Source organism: Qipengyuania algicola (assembly GCF_042492175.1).
Taxonomy (GTDB): domain Bacteria; phylum Pseudomonadota; class Alphaproteobacteria; order Sphingomonadales; family Sphingomonadaceae; genus CAJXSN01.
The window spans coordinates 1,315,451-1,330,105 of the sequence record NZ_CP170453.1; the positions used below are offsets into that span (position 1 = coordinate 1,315,451).

Below are 14,655 nucleotides of genomic sequence, written 5' to 3' on the forward strand. Positions count from 1 at the left end.
TTCGTCATTGCGAGGAGCGCAGCGACAAAGCAATCCATGGACCATGCACCCCAACTTTCAGCCTGCCGTTTACATAGTCGCCAATCACAAGCGCGGCACCGTTTATGTGGGCGTAACATCCGATCTCCCCAAACGGGCTTGTCAGCATCGCGAAGGCGAAGTCGAGGGCTTTACCAAGCGTTATGGTTGCAAACGGCTGGTCTGGTTCCAGCTGCACGCTACAATGGACCATGCCATTTCGCGCGAGAAGCAGATCAAGGGTGGTTCGAGGGCCAGAAAGATAGCGCTGATCGAGAGCGACAACCCGGAATGGCGCGACTTGTTCTTTGATTTGAACCGTTAGGCCGTGGATTGCTTCGCCTGCGGCTCGCAATGACGAATTAAGGGTCTAGCTTAAGCCTCCAGCTCGATGTCCCAGTAGAGCCAGTCCCGCCACGTTTCGTGCAGGTGGTTTGGCGGGAAGCTCTTGCCGTATTGCTGAAGCTGCCAGCTGGTCGGGCGGATCGGGGCGCTTTGCAGGGTCATGTGCGCCTGCTTCGGCGTACGGCCGCCCTTCTTCATGTTGCACGGCGCGCAGGCGGTGGCGATGTTTTCCCACGTCGTTTTGCCGCCCAGCCTGCGGGGCGTGACGTGGTCGAATGTCAGCGTGTCGGGGCTGCCGCAATATTGGCACTGGAAGCGGTCGCGCAGGAACAGGTTGAAGCGGGTGAAGGCCGGGAATTCGGAGTGCTTCACATATTGCTTCAGCGCAATCACGCTGGGAACGGCCATGTCGAGGTTGGGCGAATGCACCTCGCGCTCGTAGCTTTCGACGATGGTCACGCGGTCCAGAAACACCGCCTTGATCGCCGTTTGCCACGGCCACAGGCTGAGCGGGTAATAGCTGAGCGGGGTGTAATCCGCATTGAGCACCAGCGCCGGACAGGCGCTGAGATTGCGGGTCGGATCATCCGCTGCACTGCGCAGGCGCGCCTTGCTTTCGATCAATTCGGCTTTGAACACGTGGGTGTTTCCTCTTCCGATCTGGACCGAAAGCACCATTTACGGATGAAAGCGTCAACCCTGTTACAAATGGGGTATCCCCCGCTTTTTAAGTGACGATTTCGCGATGGCCCTTCGACAGGCTCAGAGCGAACGCGCTAAGGGTGCGCTATGATTGTCACCCGCTTTGCCCCCAGCCCGAACGGGCCGCTCCATTGGGGGCACGCCTATAGTGCGATTGCCGCGCATGATCTGGCGCGCGATGCGCGGGGAAAATTCCTGCTGCGGATCGAGGACATTGACGGCCCGCGCAGCCGCCCGGAAATGGCGGACGAGTTTCGCCGCGATCTGGAATGGCTGGGGCTGGAATGGGACGAAGTGCCGCCGCAATCGACGCGGGGGGCGCAGTATCAATTGGGGGCGCAGCGGTTGGGGGAGATGGGCTTGCTCTACGCATGCACGTGCACGCGCGCGGAGATTGCTTCTGCGGCCAAAGCAGTGGGGCCAGAGGGTCCGGTCTATCCCGGCACCTGCCGTCACCGCGGGGTATCGCCCGATGGCCCGGCAGCGCTCAGGATGGATATCGCCAAAGCGCTTGCCATCACCGGTCCGCTCACATGGCACGATGCGCTGACGGGCGAGCAACAGGCCGACCCGCTGGCGCTGGGCGATCCGGTGCTGGTGCGCAAGGACCTGCCGGCCAGCTATCACCTTGCCGCCACGCTGGATGATGCCGCCGACGGCGTGACACTGGTCACACGGGGCCGCGATCTGTTTGCCGCAACGCATATCCACCGCCTGCTGCAGGCGCTGCTCGAACTGCCGGTTCCGCGCTGGCACCATCACCCGTTGCTGCTCGACCCGGAAGGCCGGAAACTCGCAAAACGGCGCGGATCGAAGGCCCTGTCCGACCACCGCAAAGCGGGCCAGGACGGGCGCGACTGGGCGCAAAAGGTCCGTATGGGCGAATGGCCATGTGGAAATCGGCTCGAAAGCGCCTAGATACTGCGCATGCAAACCATACTCGTCATCGCAATTGTCGTTCTCGCCATACTGGTCGTCGTATCGCTGGTGCGCGGGATCGTCGCCTTCCTGAAGACAACCAAGGTCGATCTGGAATCGGGTGAGACCGAGAACGTGACCGAGATGCAGGTCCTGCAGAACAAGATGATGTTCAACCGGATCAAGTATCAGGCGCTGGCTGTTGTCGCGGTGGCAATCCTGCTCGCACTGACGCAGTAGGACCGCTAGGGCGGGGCGATGGTCAAGCTCAACAAAATTTACACCCGCACCGGCGATGATGGCTCTACCGGCCTTGTGGATGGATCGCGCCGGGCCAAACACGATGCACGGATGGTCGCCATCGGCTTGGTGGATGAGGCGAACAGCGCGATCGGGCTGGCAGCAGCCTCTTTGGGCAATGGCCATCATGCCGATATTCTGTTCCGCATCCAGAACGATATGTTCGATCTCGGCGCGGATATCGCCACCCCCGGCGAAGATTTTGAGCCGGGCGAGATGACGCTGCGCATGGTGCCTGCCCAGACCTATTGGCTGGAAACGACCATCGACGCGCTGAATGACCGGCTGGAGCCGCTCGCCAGTTTCGTCCTGCCCGGTGGCAGCGAGGCGGCGGCCCGCACCCATGTCGCGCGCGCCGGCACCCGCGCGGCGGAGCGCGGCGTGACAGCTCTGGCGGAGGCTGAGCCGGTCAATCCAGCAGCGCTGGCATACATCAATCGCCTGTCGGACCTTTTGTTTGTGCTCGCCCGCGTGCTCAACGATGATGGCAAGGCGGATGTGAAATGGGTGCCCGGACAAAACAGGTGAGCCAGAACCGGTAACCCAGAATAGGTGAGCCGGAACGGCTAGCCTTCCCGTCCTCGCCCCGCTAACAGCGCCGTTTTGCTGCACTTGCGAAGAGACGGGAAAACATCATGCAAACAATCGGGGTCATCGGGGCCGGACAAATGGGCCGCGGCATTGCGCAGACGGTTGCCGCGCACGGGATGAAGGTGTTGCTCGCCGATATCGATCTGGCGACCGCGCAGGCGTCCTTGGATGTGATTGACCGCGGGCTGGCCAAGCTGGTCGGACGCGGCAAGATGGAAGTGGCCGAGGCGGAAAGCCTGATGGGCCGGATCAGCGCAGTCGCCGATTACACGCCGATGGCCGATGCCGACCTGATCATTGAAGCGGCGACCGAGAAAGAGCCGATCAAGCAAGCCATTTTCGAGAAGGCCGGAGAGATCCTGTCGCAGGGCGCGATCCTCGCTTCCAACACCAGCTCCATCCCGATCACCCGGATGGCCAATTACTCCCCCGATCCGGAGCGGTTTATCGGCCTGCACTTCTTCAATCCAGTGCCTGTGATGGGCCTGATCGAAGTGATCCCCGGACTCGCTACCGATCCGCAGGTTACCGAACGGACTGTCGCCTTTGCCGAGGGTCTGGGCAAGCAGGTCGTCCTCTCGCAGGACGAGCCCGGCTTCGTGGTCAACCGCATTCTGCTGCCGATGATCAATGAAGCGGTGTTCGTGCTGGGCCAGTCGACTGCCAGCATCGAGGATATCGACAAGGGCGCGCGGCTGGGCCTCAATCACCCGATGGGCCCGCTGCAACTGGCCGATTTCGTCGGACTGGATACCTGTCTCGACATCATCATGGTGCTCTACAACACTACAGGCGACAGCAAATATCGCCCCGCGCCGCTGTTGCAGAAATATGTCGAAGCGGGCTGGCTTGGCCGCAAGACCGGCAAGGGCTTTTACGATTATTCGGGCGAAATGCCGGTCGCGACCCGTTAGGTTCTGCGTCCGCCCATCCGGGCGGACGTCCTCGGTGCTGTTCCTCCCTGCAATCGAGCATCTGCGGGTGGCCGGTCGGCCTTTGGCGAGCCTTGCGGCTCGCGCTCGGCTATAATTTGGAACGTCCGAGGTTCCCTGTCCGTTGGTCGGGCAAAGGAGAACAACAATGTCCGATACCCGACCCGAAAGCCAGGAACAGCGCCAAGCCGGCCTCGCGCCCGAAACCCATAATGACGAGCAGGACGATCACCGCAGTCAGGCTCAGGAAGTGGCGCAGCAGGCGCAGGCGGTGACGACCGAGACGGTCAGCCCGACCGAGAGCACCAAAAAGGCCGACAGCTCGGACCCGATCGGCTCATCGGAGCAGGATACCATCGACCATATGCGCGACATGGAAAGCTCGGGCCGCGTGGATATGGATGCTTATGCGGGCGAGCCGAACCATGACGACAATGTCGATAAATTCGGCCAATCCGCAAAGCTTGATGGCTTGCGCGGCGACGGCACGTAATCAGCCGCCGCTTAGCGGCCCTGCATCGTGCAGGACCCATAAAGCCATCGCGAGCAGGACAGCGCCTGCCGACACGCCCCAGCCTATCCAGCGAATGCTGGGTATCTGGGGGGCGTTCATTTCATGCGCGGTCAGGCGCTCGAAAGTGCGGCAGGCCCGGCGCTCGGCAGTATAGGCCACCACTGCGCCGAGCAGGATAAACGCCGTTGCAATGGCCCGGGCGAGCCACGGCGGGTCGAATTCGCCGAACACGGCGCGGAAAGCGAGGCCGATGCCGATGGCGGCGAAGGCCGTCCGCATCCAACCTGCAAAAGTCCGCTCCATCGCCATGATATTGCGGTCTTCAGCCAGATCGGTGCGTTCGGATGCGAGATCGTTGCTGTCCTCGCCATCATGCTTGGACGGGGCTTTGTCTGGAGTGCTCATGCAGCTTCAACGCATGAGACAGCAATCAGGGTTCCTGAACCTCGACTACCACCGGATCGGCATCGGAAGCGCTGGCTCCTACTTCTTCGGCCACGACCGCGACGACCTCACCCTCGGCGGGATTGTCGAAGGCTGGTGAGGGGTCGAAGCCCGACGCGTCGTCAATCAGGCTTTCGTCTTCGGCAAATCCGGCGGCGGATGGCGGAGCGGGCGGAGCGGCTTGCGCCGAGGGCGCTTGTGATGACGCGGGCGACGAAGCGGGCTGCGGGGCCATTTTTGAGGCAGGCGCCCGTTCTTCGGACGAGGCACCGCGGGCCTTCTCTGCCCATGCCTGTGTCGCGCCCGTCAGCGCGCCTTCATTCTCGTCCGTGCCGACCAGGCCTGCAACACCGGCCAGGACCAGCCCGACAATGGCAAGCGCTGCAACGCGCGGAGAAAGAATCTGGCTTGACATGAGCGGCACGCTAACCGGTAACGCGTTAAGCTTTGGTTGCGGTTGCTTGGGCTGGCAGGTCAGGCCCGCTCAGCTCTCGTCCGACAGCCTTTTGAGCTCGTAAAGTTTCTCCAGCGCCTCGCGCGGGCTGAGCGCATCCACATCGAGCGCTGCAAATGCCTCGGCCAGCGGATCGCCCTGCTCGCCCGGATCATCGGGCAGAGCGGCGGCAAACAGCGGCAGATCGCCCAGGCCCGCGGCCAGACCGCCCGTTTCCTCGCGGCCCTTTTCCAGCTTCTCCAGCACCGACTTTGCCCGCGCGACCACCGGTGGCGGCACGCCTGCCAGTTTCGCCACGGCGAGGCCATAGCTGCGGTCTGCCGGGCCGGTGGCGAGTTCGTGCAGCAGCACCAGATCGCCCTTCCATTCGCGGGCGCGAACATGGTGCAGGCTGAGCGCGTCGCAGCTTTCAGCCAGACGCGACAGCTCGTGATAATGCGTAGCAAACAGGCAGCGGCTGCGGTTGGTCTCGTGCACCGCCTCCACCACGGCCCATGCCAGCGCCAGCCCGTCATAGGTGGAGGTGCCGCGCCCCACTTCGTCCAGAATAACGAAACTGCGTTCCGTTGCCTGGCTCAGGATCGCGGCGGTCTCGACCATTTCGACCATGAAGGTGGAGCGGCCCCGCGCCAGATTGTCCGATGCGCCAACGCGGCTGAACAGCCGGTCGACCAGTCCGATCCGCGCAGCGCTGGCGGGTACGTATCCCCCAGCTTGCGCGAGCAGCACGATCAGCGCGTTCTGACGCAGGAAGGTCGATTTACCGCCCATATTCGGGCCGCCAATCAGCCACAGGCGATCATCGGAGGCCAGCGTGCAATCATTCGGGACAAACCGCTCGCCAGACTTTGCCAGCGCGCTTTCCACCACCGGGTGGCGGCCTGCCTCGATGCGGAGGCAGGGCTCCTCAAGTATCTCGGGCCGCGCCCAGTCGCCCTCTGCTGCGCGCTCCGCCTGTCCGGCGGCAACATCGATCCGGGCGAGGGCATCGGCGGTTCTGGCAATGGCTTCGCGGCTGGCGGTGACATGCTCCACCAGTTCCTCGAAATGCGCTTCCTCGGCCGCCAGTGCCCGCCCGCCCGCTTCGCTGATCCGCCCAGCTTCCTCGTGCAATTGCAGCGAATTGAACCGCACCGCCCCGGCCATGGTCTGGCGGTGGGTGAAACCGCTATCGGGCGCCATCAGGGCGTCGGCGCTCTTTGCCGGAACCTCGATGAAGTAGCCCAGCACGCCATTGTGCTTGATCTTCAGCCGGTCGATCCCCGTCTCGCCGCGATAGCGGGCCTCCAACGAAGCAATCGCGCGGCGGGCGTTGCCAGAGACATCGCGCAACTCGTCCAGCGCTGCATCGAAGCCTGAAGCGATATAGCCGCCTTGGTCGCGCGAGGTGGGCGGGGCAGGCACCAGCGCGCGCTGCAAATGATCCACCAGTGCCCCGTGTCCGCCGAGTGCGGGCAGCAGCGTGTCGAACAGGGTAGGCCGGTCCTGCTGGCCGGAAAGGTAGTCACGCAGCCGCCGCGCTTCGGACAGGCCGTCGCGCACTTGCCCGATATCGCGCGGGCTGCCTCGGCCCGCCACGATGCGGCCCAGTGCCCGCCCGATATCGGGCACGCCGCGCAAAACCTCGCGCAGATCGGCGCGCAGGATCGGGTCATCATGGAAGAACCGGACCAGTGCGAGCCGGTCTTCGATGGCCTGCCGCTCACACAAAGGCGCGCCCAGATCCTCCGCCAGCTGGCGCGCGCCCGCGCCGGTCACACAGCGGTCGATCGCGGCCAGCAGGCTCCCTTCGCGCCCGCCGTTCTGGGCGCTGAGGATTTCGAGGCTGGAGCGGGTGGCACCGTCCATCGCCATATGCGCAGAGCGGCCCCGCGCCACAGGCGGCAACAGCAGAGGCAGTTTCCCGCGCCCCGCATGGTCGAGATAGGCAATCAGTCCGCCTGCCGCCGCCAACATGGCCCGCGTGAACTGCCCGAATCCGTCCAGCGCTGCGACCGAGTGGATGGTCTTCAGCCGCCGCTCCCCGTCCTCGCTCGAAAATTCGGTTTTGGCGCGCTCGAACGCGTCCGCCGGGGCCTGCGCCCAATCCTCCGGTACAACCGTCTCGCTCGGACCCAATCGCGCCAAGGCAGCATCCAGTGCATGCGGCTCGATTTCCTCCAGCACCATGCGCCCGGTGGAAATATCGACCGAGGCCAGCCCTACACTGCCACGCACTTCGCACGCCGCTGCCAGAACATTGGCTGCGCGCGGTTCCAGCAGAGCATCCTCGGTCAAGGTGCCCGCCGTCACGAAGCGCACAATATTGCGGGCGACCAGCACTTTGGACGCGGGCTTGCCATCGGCCTTGGCGCGGGCCTTGGCTTCTTCAGGCGTCTCAGTCTGTTCGGCAATTGCCACCCGGCATCCGGCCTTAATCAGCCGGGCGAGATAGCCCTCTGCCGAATGCACGGGCACACCGCACATCGGCACCGGCTCTCCGTTCTTTTCTCCGCGTGCCGTCAGCGCAATGTCGAGAATCCCGGCAGCGACCTTCGCATCATCGAAAAACAGCTCGAAGAAATCGCCCATCCGGTAGAACAGCAGGCAATCGCCGGCCTCTTCCTTCAGCGCGCCATATTGCGCCATCATCGGGGTTAACTTGCCTGCCACATATCGGGCGTAGCGGCACCTCCGGCGATTCGGGAGTCGCGGCGCTCACGCTTTCCCCTATCGCCGCACCCGCGCCCGCGTTAAGTGCCGCACCAAATCAAGCAAAAGGGTTGCCGCATGGCCGACGAGACTAGTCCCAACGAGAAGCAGGCAGGCTTCACCGCGCGCGAGGCGCTGTTTTACCACGAGACGATCCGGCCCGGTAAGATCGAGATTATCGCCAGCAAGCCGATGGCGACGCAGCGGGACTTGTCGCTCGCCTATTCGCCCGGTGTTGCGGCTCCGGTGGAGGCGATTGCCGCGAACCCTGCAGACGCCGCGAAATACACCGCGCGCTCCAATCTGGTGGCGGTGATTTCCAACGGAACCGCGATCCTCGGCCTCGGCAATCTGGGCGCGCTGGCGTCGAAGCCGGTGATGGAAGGCAAGGCGGTGCTGTTCAAACGCTTCGCCGATGTGGACTCGATCGATATCGAGCTCGACACGGAAGATCCGGACAAGTTCATCGAAGCGGTCGCGCTGATGGAACCGAGCTTTGGCGGTATCAATCTGGAGGATATCGCCGCGCCCGAATGCTTCATTATCGAGCAGGCTTTGCGCGAGCGGATGAACATTCCGGTGATGCATGACGATCAGCACGGCACCGCGATTATTGCGGCGGCGGGCCTGATCAATGCTGCTCACCTGACGGGCCGCGATCTGAAGGATTGCCGCATGGTCGTGAACGGGGCGGGGGCCAGTGCGCTGGCCTGTACCGCGCTGATCAAGGCGCTGGGGATCCGCCACGAAAACGTCATCGTCTGCGACCGGAAGGGGCCGATTTATCCGGGCCGCGAGAATGTCGACCAGTGGAAGAGCGCGCATGCCGTCCCGACCGAGGCGCGCAGTCTGGAGGAAGCGCTGGAGGGCGCAGATATTTTCCTCGGCCTGTCAGCCGCCGGTGCCTTGAAGCCGGAATGGGTGGAGAAAATGGCGGACAATCCGATCATTTTCGCCATGGCCAATCCCGTGCCGGAAATCATGCCGGACGAGGCCAAGGCCGTGCGCCCCGATGCGATCATCGCCACCGGGCGCAGTGATTATCCCAACCAGGTCAACAATGTGCTGGGCTTCCCCTTCATTTTCCGCGGCGCGCTGGATGTGCGGGCCACCGCCATCAATGAGGAAATGAAGATCGCCGCCGCCAATGCGATTGCCGAGCTGGCCCGCGAGCGGGTGCCCGAGGAAGTCGCCGCGGCTTACGGGATCAACCACCAGTTCGGGCAGGATTACATCATCCCCGCCCCGTTCGATCCGCGTTTGATGGAGGTCGTCTCCAGCGCCGTGGCCAAGGCCGCAATGGACAGCGGCGTGGCCCAGGACAGCATCGAGGATTTCGATGCCTACCGCACCAGCCTGAAGGCGCGTCTCAATCCCACCACCTCTGTCCTGACGCGGGTGTATGAAGACGCGAAGGCCAACCCGAAGCGGGTGGTGTTTGCCGAGGCGGAAGAAGAGGTGATGCTGCGCGCGGCCATCCAGTTCCGCGATTTCGGCTATGGCGAGCCGGTGCTGGTCGGGCGGACCGAGAAGGTGAAGGCCAAGCTGCGCGAACTGGCAGTCGACGATCCTGACAGCTATATTATCGAGAACTCCAAGACGTCGGACAAAGTACCGGCCATGGCGGACTATCTCTATAAACGCCTGCAACGGCGCGGGTTTACCGAGCGCGATGTGGGCCGGATGGTCAATCAGGAGCGGAATGTCTTTTCTGCGCTGCTGGTCGCGCTGGGCCACGGCGACGCGATGATTTCCGGCATGACGCGGACCTTTGCGCAAACGGCGCGCGAAGTGAATCTGGTGCTCGATCCCAAGCCTGATGCGCTGTCTTTCGGCATCCATATGATGATCGGCAAGCATCACACCACCTTCATGGCGGATACAACTATCAACGAACGACCTTCGGCCGAGGATCTGGCGTTCATTGCAAAGGAAACCGCTGCGGTGGCCCGCCGCATGGGGCACGAGCCGCGGGTCGCGTTCCTCTCCTATTCCACCTTCGGCAATCCGTCGGGCAAATGGCTGGAGAACATCCGCGAGGCCGTGGCCATTCTGGACGCAGAGGACCCGGGCTTCGAATATGAAGGCGAAATGGCGCCCGACGCTGCGCTCAATCCCAAGGTGATGGAGCTCTATCCGTTCAGCCGTCTGTCCGCGCAGGCCAATGTGCTGATCATGCCGGGCCTGCAATCGGCCAATCTGTCAGCCAAGCTGCTGCGCGAACTGGGCGGCGATGCCACCATCGGCCCGATGCTGATCGGGATGGAGAAGCCGGTGCAGATCGCCCCGATGACAGCGCTCGCGCCTGATGTCTTGACGCTGGCCGTGCTCGCGGCGGCGGGCGTTGTGGGGTAGGGTCTCTAATTTCCTTCGACAACGATGGAGCATGCACGGGGGCGTGGCTCCATCAGACAATTGAAGCCAATTTTTGATCGCCCAGGATCCTAACTTCCCGCGTGCAAGGCAAGCAGATCAAGAGCATTGTCACGCATGGTGTCGCTACGCTTGAGTACATCGTCCAAGCTGTAGGCCAGACGAATGTCCGGCCGTACAGCTTCATCAATTGACAGGCTGGGCGCAGCGACATCGAAGCGCATTCTGGCCACGGTGTAAGTAATGCCGGAATGACTTGCCGCCAGACGGATTTTTCCGTCCGACGTTGATTTGCCACCTCCTGACGGCTCTCCGATCAGCGTCGCAATATTGTTTTCTTTGGCGAGCGCGAGGAAATGCGACACTGATGACACGGTTGGCCCGTCCATCAATATATAGGTTGGCCCCTCGAAACCTGTGCTGATCGGACGCTGCAATTCCTGCAGACCTTCGTTGCCCCGCGGATCCGAAATTTCGTTGTCGAAGTAAGCGAATGGCTCTTTGGCCAAGTGCCGCAACAGATAGCTGCCAACCAGACCCGATCCACCCAATACACCGCGCACATCGATCAGGAGGCCTGCCCTGTTGCTTGCTGCCAGATCATCAAATGCTGCTGCGGTGAAATCTGCAAATATCTGCCCATCACTGCCGTAATAGTCGAACGAACGGATGGTCATAATCCCAATATTGCGCTGTTCGTCGATCGAGTAGCAAAGGGACTCCTGACACTCCGCCTGAGGACTAATGATTGGCTTTGGACTGAAATCCTCAAGCGGGGCGAGCGTGATGGGCTTCGTGTCCCCACGCACAGTAAGCTCGTAGGATTCGGCGAAATTCAAAGCATAAGTGAGGTAGGATGTTGCGTAGAAGTTGAACGCGGGCTCCTTGAAATTCGGGATATTGGTATCGGCGCCGATATGCGCGAATATCTCGTTTCTCAAATCGGCCACGGAGATGCCGTTGATTGACACGATTTCCTGACCAATCGAAAGCTGGTCGGCGTTGGATAGCGGGTCCATGATAAACAGGCGTCCGCCATACATGCGGACTTCAACCGGGAAACGTTGGCCCACCTCGATCAGAGCGTCTTCTTGATTGAAATGCGGCATGCTGGAATGCGCGCAGCCTATGCTGGCGAGTATTCCACTCATCGCCCACAGCAGGTCGGCCCGATTTGCGTTCTCATCTAAAGATGCGGTCCCTTCTGCGACCAACTCATCGAAGCGCTCTTCGGAAATCACGCGGAAAGGCCGTGGGTGGTGAAGTTTGATGTTGCTTGCCAGTTCGGTAAGATCCTCGCGCATCAGGGCGGGACTCATCTTCAGGACCGGCGTCGCCTCCTCCTTCGCCTCAGCTTGGAAAATCGGCAATGTCAGGCACGACAAGGATGCAGTGGCAGCCAGCATAGAGGCGAGAATTCTTGATTTCACCGGGGTATCTCCGTTTAGAAAATCGCATGGTCCTGCTATGCGACCCCGCCTGCGAAGTCTTATCGATTTCGCGCTTAAACCTGTCGATTTCGCGTAGCCCCCTCGAGGAGATATGGATTTGACCCGATGGCCGCCCGATTGTCTTGGGTGTCAGACACATGATCCTGTTTGATGCGATATTCCGGTATTCGGGTACTGCACTGCTCATCATCTTGGCGCTTTTGGCCTTTAGACGTGCCCAGAATTCTCTTCCGCACCTGTTTCTGTGCCTGTCCAGCATCAGCCTGGCAGGCTTGTTCATGGGCTACACGCCTGAAGCACTGACCTTGCCGGACGTTTTTCTGGTGCCCGCCAGACTTTTGGATGTGCCGCACCTGGTCTTCATCTGGCTGTTCGCTCTGTCCCTTTTCGAAAAGGATTTCAGGGTGCGCCCATGGCACTGGCTGGTTGGAACGGTGTTCTGCTTGCCGATTATAATAGCTCGCATTTTTCAATTCACCGAACTGGGGCCCTTCCCCTTGTGGGCTACGGCTTTGTCGGGCGTGTTGTCGTTTGGTATTGCCTTGCACATGATTGTCACTGTGTTGCTGGGGCGAACAGATGACATGTCGTCTCAGCGCCGAGCAAGCAGGGTCTATTTCTCGGCGATGATTGCCTTTGTAATTGTCGCCGCAGCCGCAATAGAGTTGATTCTTGTGGGAGAGTGGGCCGTCTACCTCCGGACGGCGAAAGTGCTGACAATCTGGCCTGCGATCGTTTGGACAATGGTGTGGCTGGTCGAGCTAAGACCCGCTGCTTTCGCCTTCGATCCCCCAGCCCGAAAGCGGCTGCATGATCCGGAAATTGTATCAAGACTGCATGACCAATTGATCACCGAGATGCAGATCAACAAAGCCTATCAAGAACCTGATATTACGATACTGACCCTGGCCAAAAGATTAGCGGTAACCCAGCACAGTTTGCGTGAATTCATCAATTCCCGCTTGGGCTTCAAGAATTTTAGTGATTTCATTAACAGCTACCGCATTGAAGCCGTCAAAAGCGCCCTATCCGATCCAGATCACCAGCATAAATCTGTGTTGCAGATTGCGTTGGACAATGGATTTAGCTCACTCTCGCCATTCAACCGAGCCTTCAAAAACCAAGTGGGTTTGACGCCCAGAGAGTTCAGAGAAGCACAGCGCGAGCGTCGGGAAGCGCGTTGATAGGTCAGCTTTTCTTGCGGAAGCGGAAATACCAGACCTCGTGCCCGAAGGTGTTGCGGGCCTTGTGTTCGTAGCGGGTTTCGCACCAGCCTGAGGGGCGCTTTTCGAAGCTTTCGCGGTTCTCGGCGACCCATTCGAACTGGTCAGTGAAGCGCCGCATTACCATCAGCGCATGGCGCAGATAGATGTCATGATCGGTGCCGAAGCGGAACTCGCCGCCGGGTTTCAGCTTGTCGGCGATCATCTGTACCGGGCCGTCATTCATCATCCGCCGCTTGGCATGGCGCGCCTTGGGCCATGGGTCGGGATGAAGCAGATAGGCCATGGTCAGCGCGCCGTCGGGTATGCGGGCAAGCACTTGCAGTGCGTCCCCGTGATGCAAGCGGATATTGGCGAGCGCCTGCGCTTCGATATGGCCCAGAGCCGCTGCGACGCCGTTGAGATAGGGCTCGGCACCGATCAGGCCGTGATTGGGCAGCAGATCGGCGCGGTAGGCGAGATGCTCGCCCGCGCCGAAACCGATTTCGAAATGAAGCGGGCAGTCTTCGCCGAACAATCGCTCGGCGGTCACGGGGCCTTCTTGCGGCACAGCGATCTTGGGCAGCAGGTTTTCGACCAGCTGCGCCTGATGCGCGCGCAAGGGTTTGCCGATGGACCGGCCATAGAGACGGTTAAGCGTGGTGGGGTCGCCGGGTTTGTGCGCTGTCATGCTGGCAAGCGCATAAGAAAAAACCCTCCGACCGCAAGGCCGAAGGGTTTTCCCCGTCATTCGGGTAACGAATGTTTTTATCTCTATTGCATCGCTTACGATGCCAGAGGGCGATAGCTCGCCCCCGCAGAGGCCTTCAGCCGCGAGCGAATATCACGCAGCCTCGGCTTCTGCTTCCGGATCGCGCAGCACATAGCCGCGGCCCCAGACTGTCTCGATGTAGTTCTCGCCGCCGCATGCGTGGCTGAGTTTCTTGCGCAGCTTGCAGATGAAGACGTCGATGATTTTCAGTTCCGGCTCGTCCATCCCGCCATACAGGTGGTTGAGGAACATTTCCTTGGTCAGCGTGGTGCCTTTGCGCAAGCTGAGCAGCTCGAGCATCGCATATTCCTTGCCGGTCAGATGGACGCGGGCGCCGTCGACTTCGACGGTTTTCGCATCGAGGTTCACGGCCAGCTTGCCGGTGCGGATGATCGACTGGCTGTGGCCCTTCGAACGGCGCACCACAGCGTGGATGCGGGCGACCAGCTCTTCGCGGTGGAAGGGCTTGGTCACGTAATCGTCGGCACCGAAGCCGAACGAACGGATCTTGGAATCCATCTCGGCAATACCGGAGAGGATCAGGACCGGCGTCTGCACCTTGGCGACGCGCAGTTTCTTGAGCACGTCATAGCCGTGCATGTCCGGCAGATTCAGGTCCAGCAGGATGATATCGTAATCATACAGCTTGCCGAGGTCCAAACCCTCTTCGCCGAGATCGGTCGAATAGACATTGAAGCCTTCCGTCGTCAGCATCAGCTCGATTGCTTTTGCCGTAGTCGGCTCGTCTTCGATCAACAGTACGCGCATCGGGTATTCCCCCTGAAACCTGGTAACATGTGTCTTGTGCCCCGAGAGGCCGGTAACCCCCCGTCAAGAGGTGTTGCCATGGATTAACCACAAAAGGTCTGAATGAAAAAGGTTAATATAGCGTAAACCCGCCTGACTCCACGAGTCGCGGGGTGTTGTGCCGGTTAGAGAACGCGCGTG

15 protein-coding genes are annotated in these 14,655 nt (G+C 61.2%); 8 read left to right on the forward strand and 7 right to left on the reverse strand.

The features are described 5' to 3' along the window. The first annotated feature begins 43 nt into the window (after positions 1-43). A complete protein-coding gene (locus ACFCW2_RS06385; protein WP_379548793.1) occupies positions 44-343 on the forward strand; it encodes a GIY-YIG nuclease family protein in 300 nt (99 codons plus the stop codon). 50 nt (positions 344-393) lie between these two features. Here ACFCW2_RS06385 and ACFCW2_RS06390 read toward each other — a convergent pair whose 3' ends face one another. After that, on the reverse strand, positions 394-1,002 hold the full coding sequence (locus ACFCW2_RS06390) for an HNH endonuclease (protein WP_379548794.1): 609 nt from the start codon (positions 1,000-1,002) through the stop codon (positions 394-396). Positions 1,003-1,152: 150 nt separating this feature from the next. Between ACFCW2_RS06390 and gluQRS the strand changes: the two genes are divergently transcribed. The 5 genes from gluQRS (at position 1,153) to ACFCW2_RS06415 (ending at position 4,299) form a co-directional block, all read left to right on the forward strand. Beyond that, the gene (gene gluQRS, locus ACFCW2_RS06395; protein WP_379548795.1) at positions 1,153-1,983 is read left to right on the forward strand and encodes a tRNA glutamyl-Q(34) synthetase GluQRS; all 831 of its coding nucleotides are present in this window, start codon (positions 1,153-1,155) and stop codon (positions 1,981-1,983) included. 9 nt (positions 1,984-1,992) lie between these two features. Continuing rightward, complete coding sequence (locus tag ACFCW2_RS06400; protein ID WP_379548796.1) at positions 1,993-2,223, forward strand: hypothetical protein; 231 nt, start codon at positions 1,993-1,995, stop codon at positions 2,221-2,223. A gap of 18 nt (positions 2,224-2,241) precedes the next feature. Beyond that, entirely contained in the window at positions 2,242-2,811 is a 570-nt protein-coding gene (locus ACFCW2_RS06405; RefSeq protein WP_379548797.1) for a cob(I)yrinic acid a,c-diamide adenosyltransferase, read from the forward strand. Between the two features lie 107 nt (positions 2,812-2,918). Next, positions 2,919-3,788 (forward strand): 3-hydroxyacyl-CoA dehydrogenase family protein, encoded by an 870-nt coding sequence (locus ACFCW2_RS06410; RefSeq protein WP_379548798.1) that lies wholly within the window; start codon positions 2,919-2,921, stop codon positions 3,786-3,788. A 166-nt stretch (positions 3,789-3,954) separates the two neighbouring features. After that, positions 3,955-4,299, forward strand: coding sequence for a hypothetical protein (locus tag ACFCW2_RS06415; protein WP_379548799.1), 345 nt, complete (start codon positions 3,955-3,957; stop codon positions 4,297-4,299). On the opposite strand, the gene ACFCW2_RS06420 is transcribed toward ACFCW2_RS06415, so the two are convergent. From ACFCW2_RS06420 to mutS, 3 genes are all read right to left on the reverse strand, one after another. Then, a complete protein-coding gene (locus ACFCW2_RS06420; protein WP_379548800.1) occupies positions 4,300-4,725 on the reverse strand; it encodes a YidH family protein in 426 nt (141 codons plus the stop codon). Positions 4,726-4,750: 25 nt separating this feature from the next. After that, on the reverse strand, positions 4,751-5,179 hold the full coding sequence (locus ACFCW2_RS06425) for a hypothetical protein (protein ID WP_379548801.1): 429 nt from the start codon (positions 5,177-5,179) through the stop codon (positions 4,751-4,753). Between the two features lie 69 nt (positions 5,180-5,248). Further along, positions 5,249-7,849, reverse strand: coding sequence for a DNA mismatch repair protein MutS (gene mutS, locus ACFCW2_RS06430; RefSeq protein ID WP_379548937.1), 2,601 nt, complete (start codon positions 7,847-7,849; stop codon positions 5,249-5,251). 138 nt (positions 7,850-7,987) lie between these two features. Between mutS and ACFCW2_RS06435 the strand changes: the two genes are divergently transcribed. Then, a complete protein-coding gene (locus ACFCW2_RS06435; RefSeq protein WP_379548802.1) occupies positions 7,988-10,264 on the forward strand; it encodes an NADP-dependent malic enzyme in 2,277 nt (758 codons plus the stop codon). Between the two features lie 89 nt (positions 10,265-10,353). Here the strand turns inward: ACFCW2_RS06435 and ACFCW2_RS06440 are convergent, their stop codons facing one another. After that, positions 10,354-11,688, reverse strand: coding sequence for a S41 family peptidase (locus ACFCW2_RS06440; protein ID WP_379548803.1), 1,335 nt, complete (start codon positions 11,686-11,688; stop codon positions 10,354-10,356). A gap of 182 nt (positions 11,689-11,870) precedes the next feature. On the opposite strand from ACFCW2_RS06440, the gene ACFCW2_RS06445 reads away from it, so the two are divergent. Next, on the forward strand, positions 11,871-12,917 hold the full coding sequence (locus ACFCW2_RS06445; protein WP_379548804.1) for an AraC family transcriptional regulator: 1,047 nt from the start codon (positions 11,871-11,873) through the stop codon (positions 12,915-12,917). Positions 12,918-12,921: 4 nt separating this feature from the next. Here the strand turns inward: ACFCW2_RS06445 and trmB are convergent, their stop codons facing one another. Together trmB and ctrA are read right to left on the reverse strand one after the other, a co-directional pair. Next, positions 12,922-13,626, reverse strand: a complete 705-nt coding sequence (gene trmB, locus ACFCW2_RS06450) for a tRNA (guanine(46)-N(7))-methyltransferase TrmB (RefSeq protein ID WP_379548805.1) — start codon at positions 13,624-13,626, stop codon at positions 12,922-12,924. Positions 13,627-13,779: 153 nt separating this feature from the next. Further along, positions 13,780-14,475, reverse strand: coding sequence for a response regulator transcription factor CtrA (ctrA, locus tag ACFCW2_RS06455; RefSeq protein ID WP_379548806.1), 696 nt, complete (start codon positions 14,473-14,475; stop codon positions 13,780-13,782). Between the last annotated feature and the right edge of the window lie 180 nt (positions 14,476-14,655).

Bases quoted from the DNA above. Each gene is read 5' to 3' on its own strand.
- trmB (WP_379548805.1), bottom strand. From the start codon at position 13,626: ATGACAGCGCACAAACCCGGCGACCCCACCACGCTTAACCGTCTCTAT.
- ACFCW2_RS06400 (WP_379548796.1), top strand. From the start codon at position 1,993: ATGCAAACCATACTCGTCATCGCAATTGTCGTTCTCGCCATACTGGTC.
- ACFCW2_RS06445 (WP_379548804.1), top strand. From the start codon at position 11,871: ATGATCCTGTTTGATGCGATATTCCGGTATTCGGGTACTGCACTGCTC.
- mutS (WP_379548937.1), bottom strand. From the start codon at position 7,849: ATGATGGCGCAATATGGCGCGCTGAAGGAAGAGGCCGGCGATTGCCTG.
- ACFCW2_RS06435 (WP_379548802.1), top strand. From the start codon at position 7,988: ATGGCCGACGAGACTAGTCCCAACGAGAAGCAGGCAGGCTTCACCGCG.
- ACFCW2_RS06420 (WP_379548800.1), bottom strand. From the start codon at position 4,725: ATGAGCACTCCAGACAAAGCCCCGTCCAAGCATGATGGCGAGGACAGC.
- ACFCW2_RS06440 (WP_379548803.1), bottom strand. From the start codon at position 11,688: ATGCTGGCTGCCACTGCATCCTTGTCGTGCCTGACATTGCCGATTTTC.
- ACFCW2_RS06410 (WP_379548798.1), top strand. From the start codon at position 2,919: ATGCAAACAATCGGGGTCATCGGGGCCGGACAAATGGGCCGCGGCATT.
- ctrA (WP_379548806.1), bottom strand. From the start codon at position 14,475: ATGCGCGTACTGTTGATCGAAGACGAGCCGACTACGGCAAAAGCAATC.
- ACFCW2_RS06425 (WP_379548801.1), bottom strand. From the start codon at position 5,179: ATGTCAAGCCAGATTCTTTCTCCGCGCGTTGCAGCGCTTGCCATTGTC.
- gluQRS (WP_379548795.1), top strand. From the start codon at position 1,153: ATGATTGTCACCCGCTTTGCCCCCAGCCCGAACGGGCCGCTCCATTGG.
- ACFCW2_RS06385 (WP_379548793.1), top strand. From the start codon at position 44: ATGCACCCCAACTTTCAGCCTGCCGTTTACATAGTCGCCAATCACAAG.
- ACFCW2_RS06405 (WP_379548797.1), top strand. From the start codon at position 2,242: ATGGTCAAGCTCAACAAAATTTACACCCGCACCGGCGATGATGGCTCT.
- ACFCW2_RS06415 (WP_379548799.1), top strand. From the start codon at position 3,955: ATGTCCGATACCCGACCCGAAAGCCAGGAACAGCGCCAAGCCGGCCTC.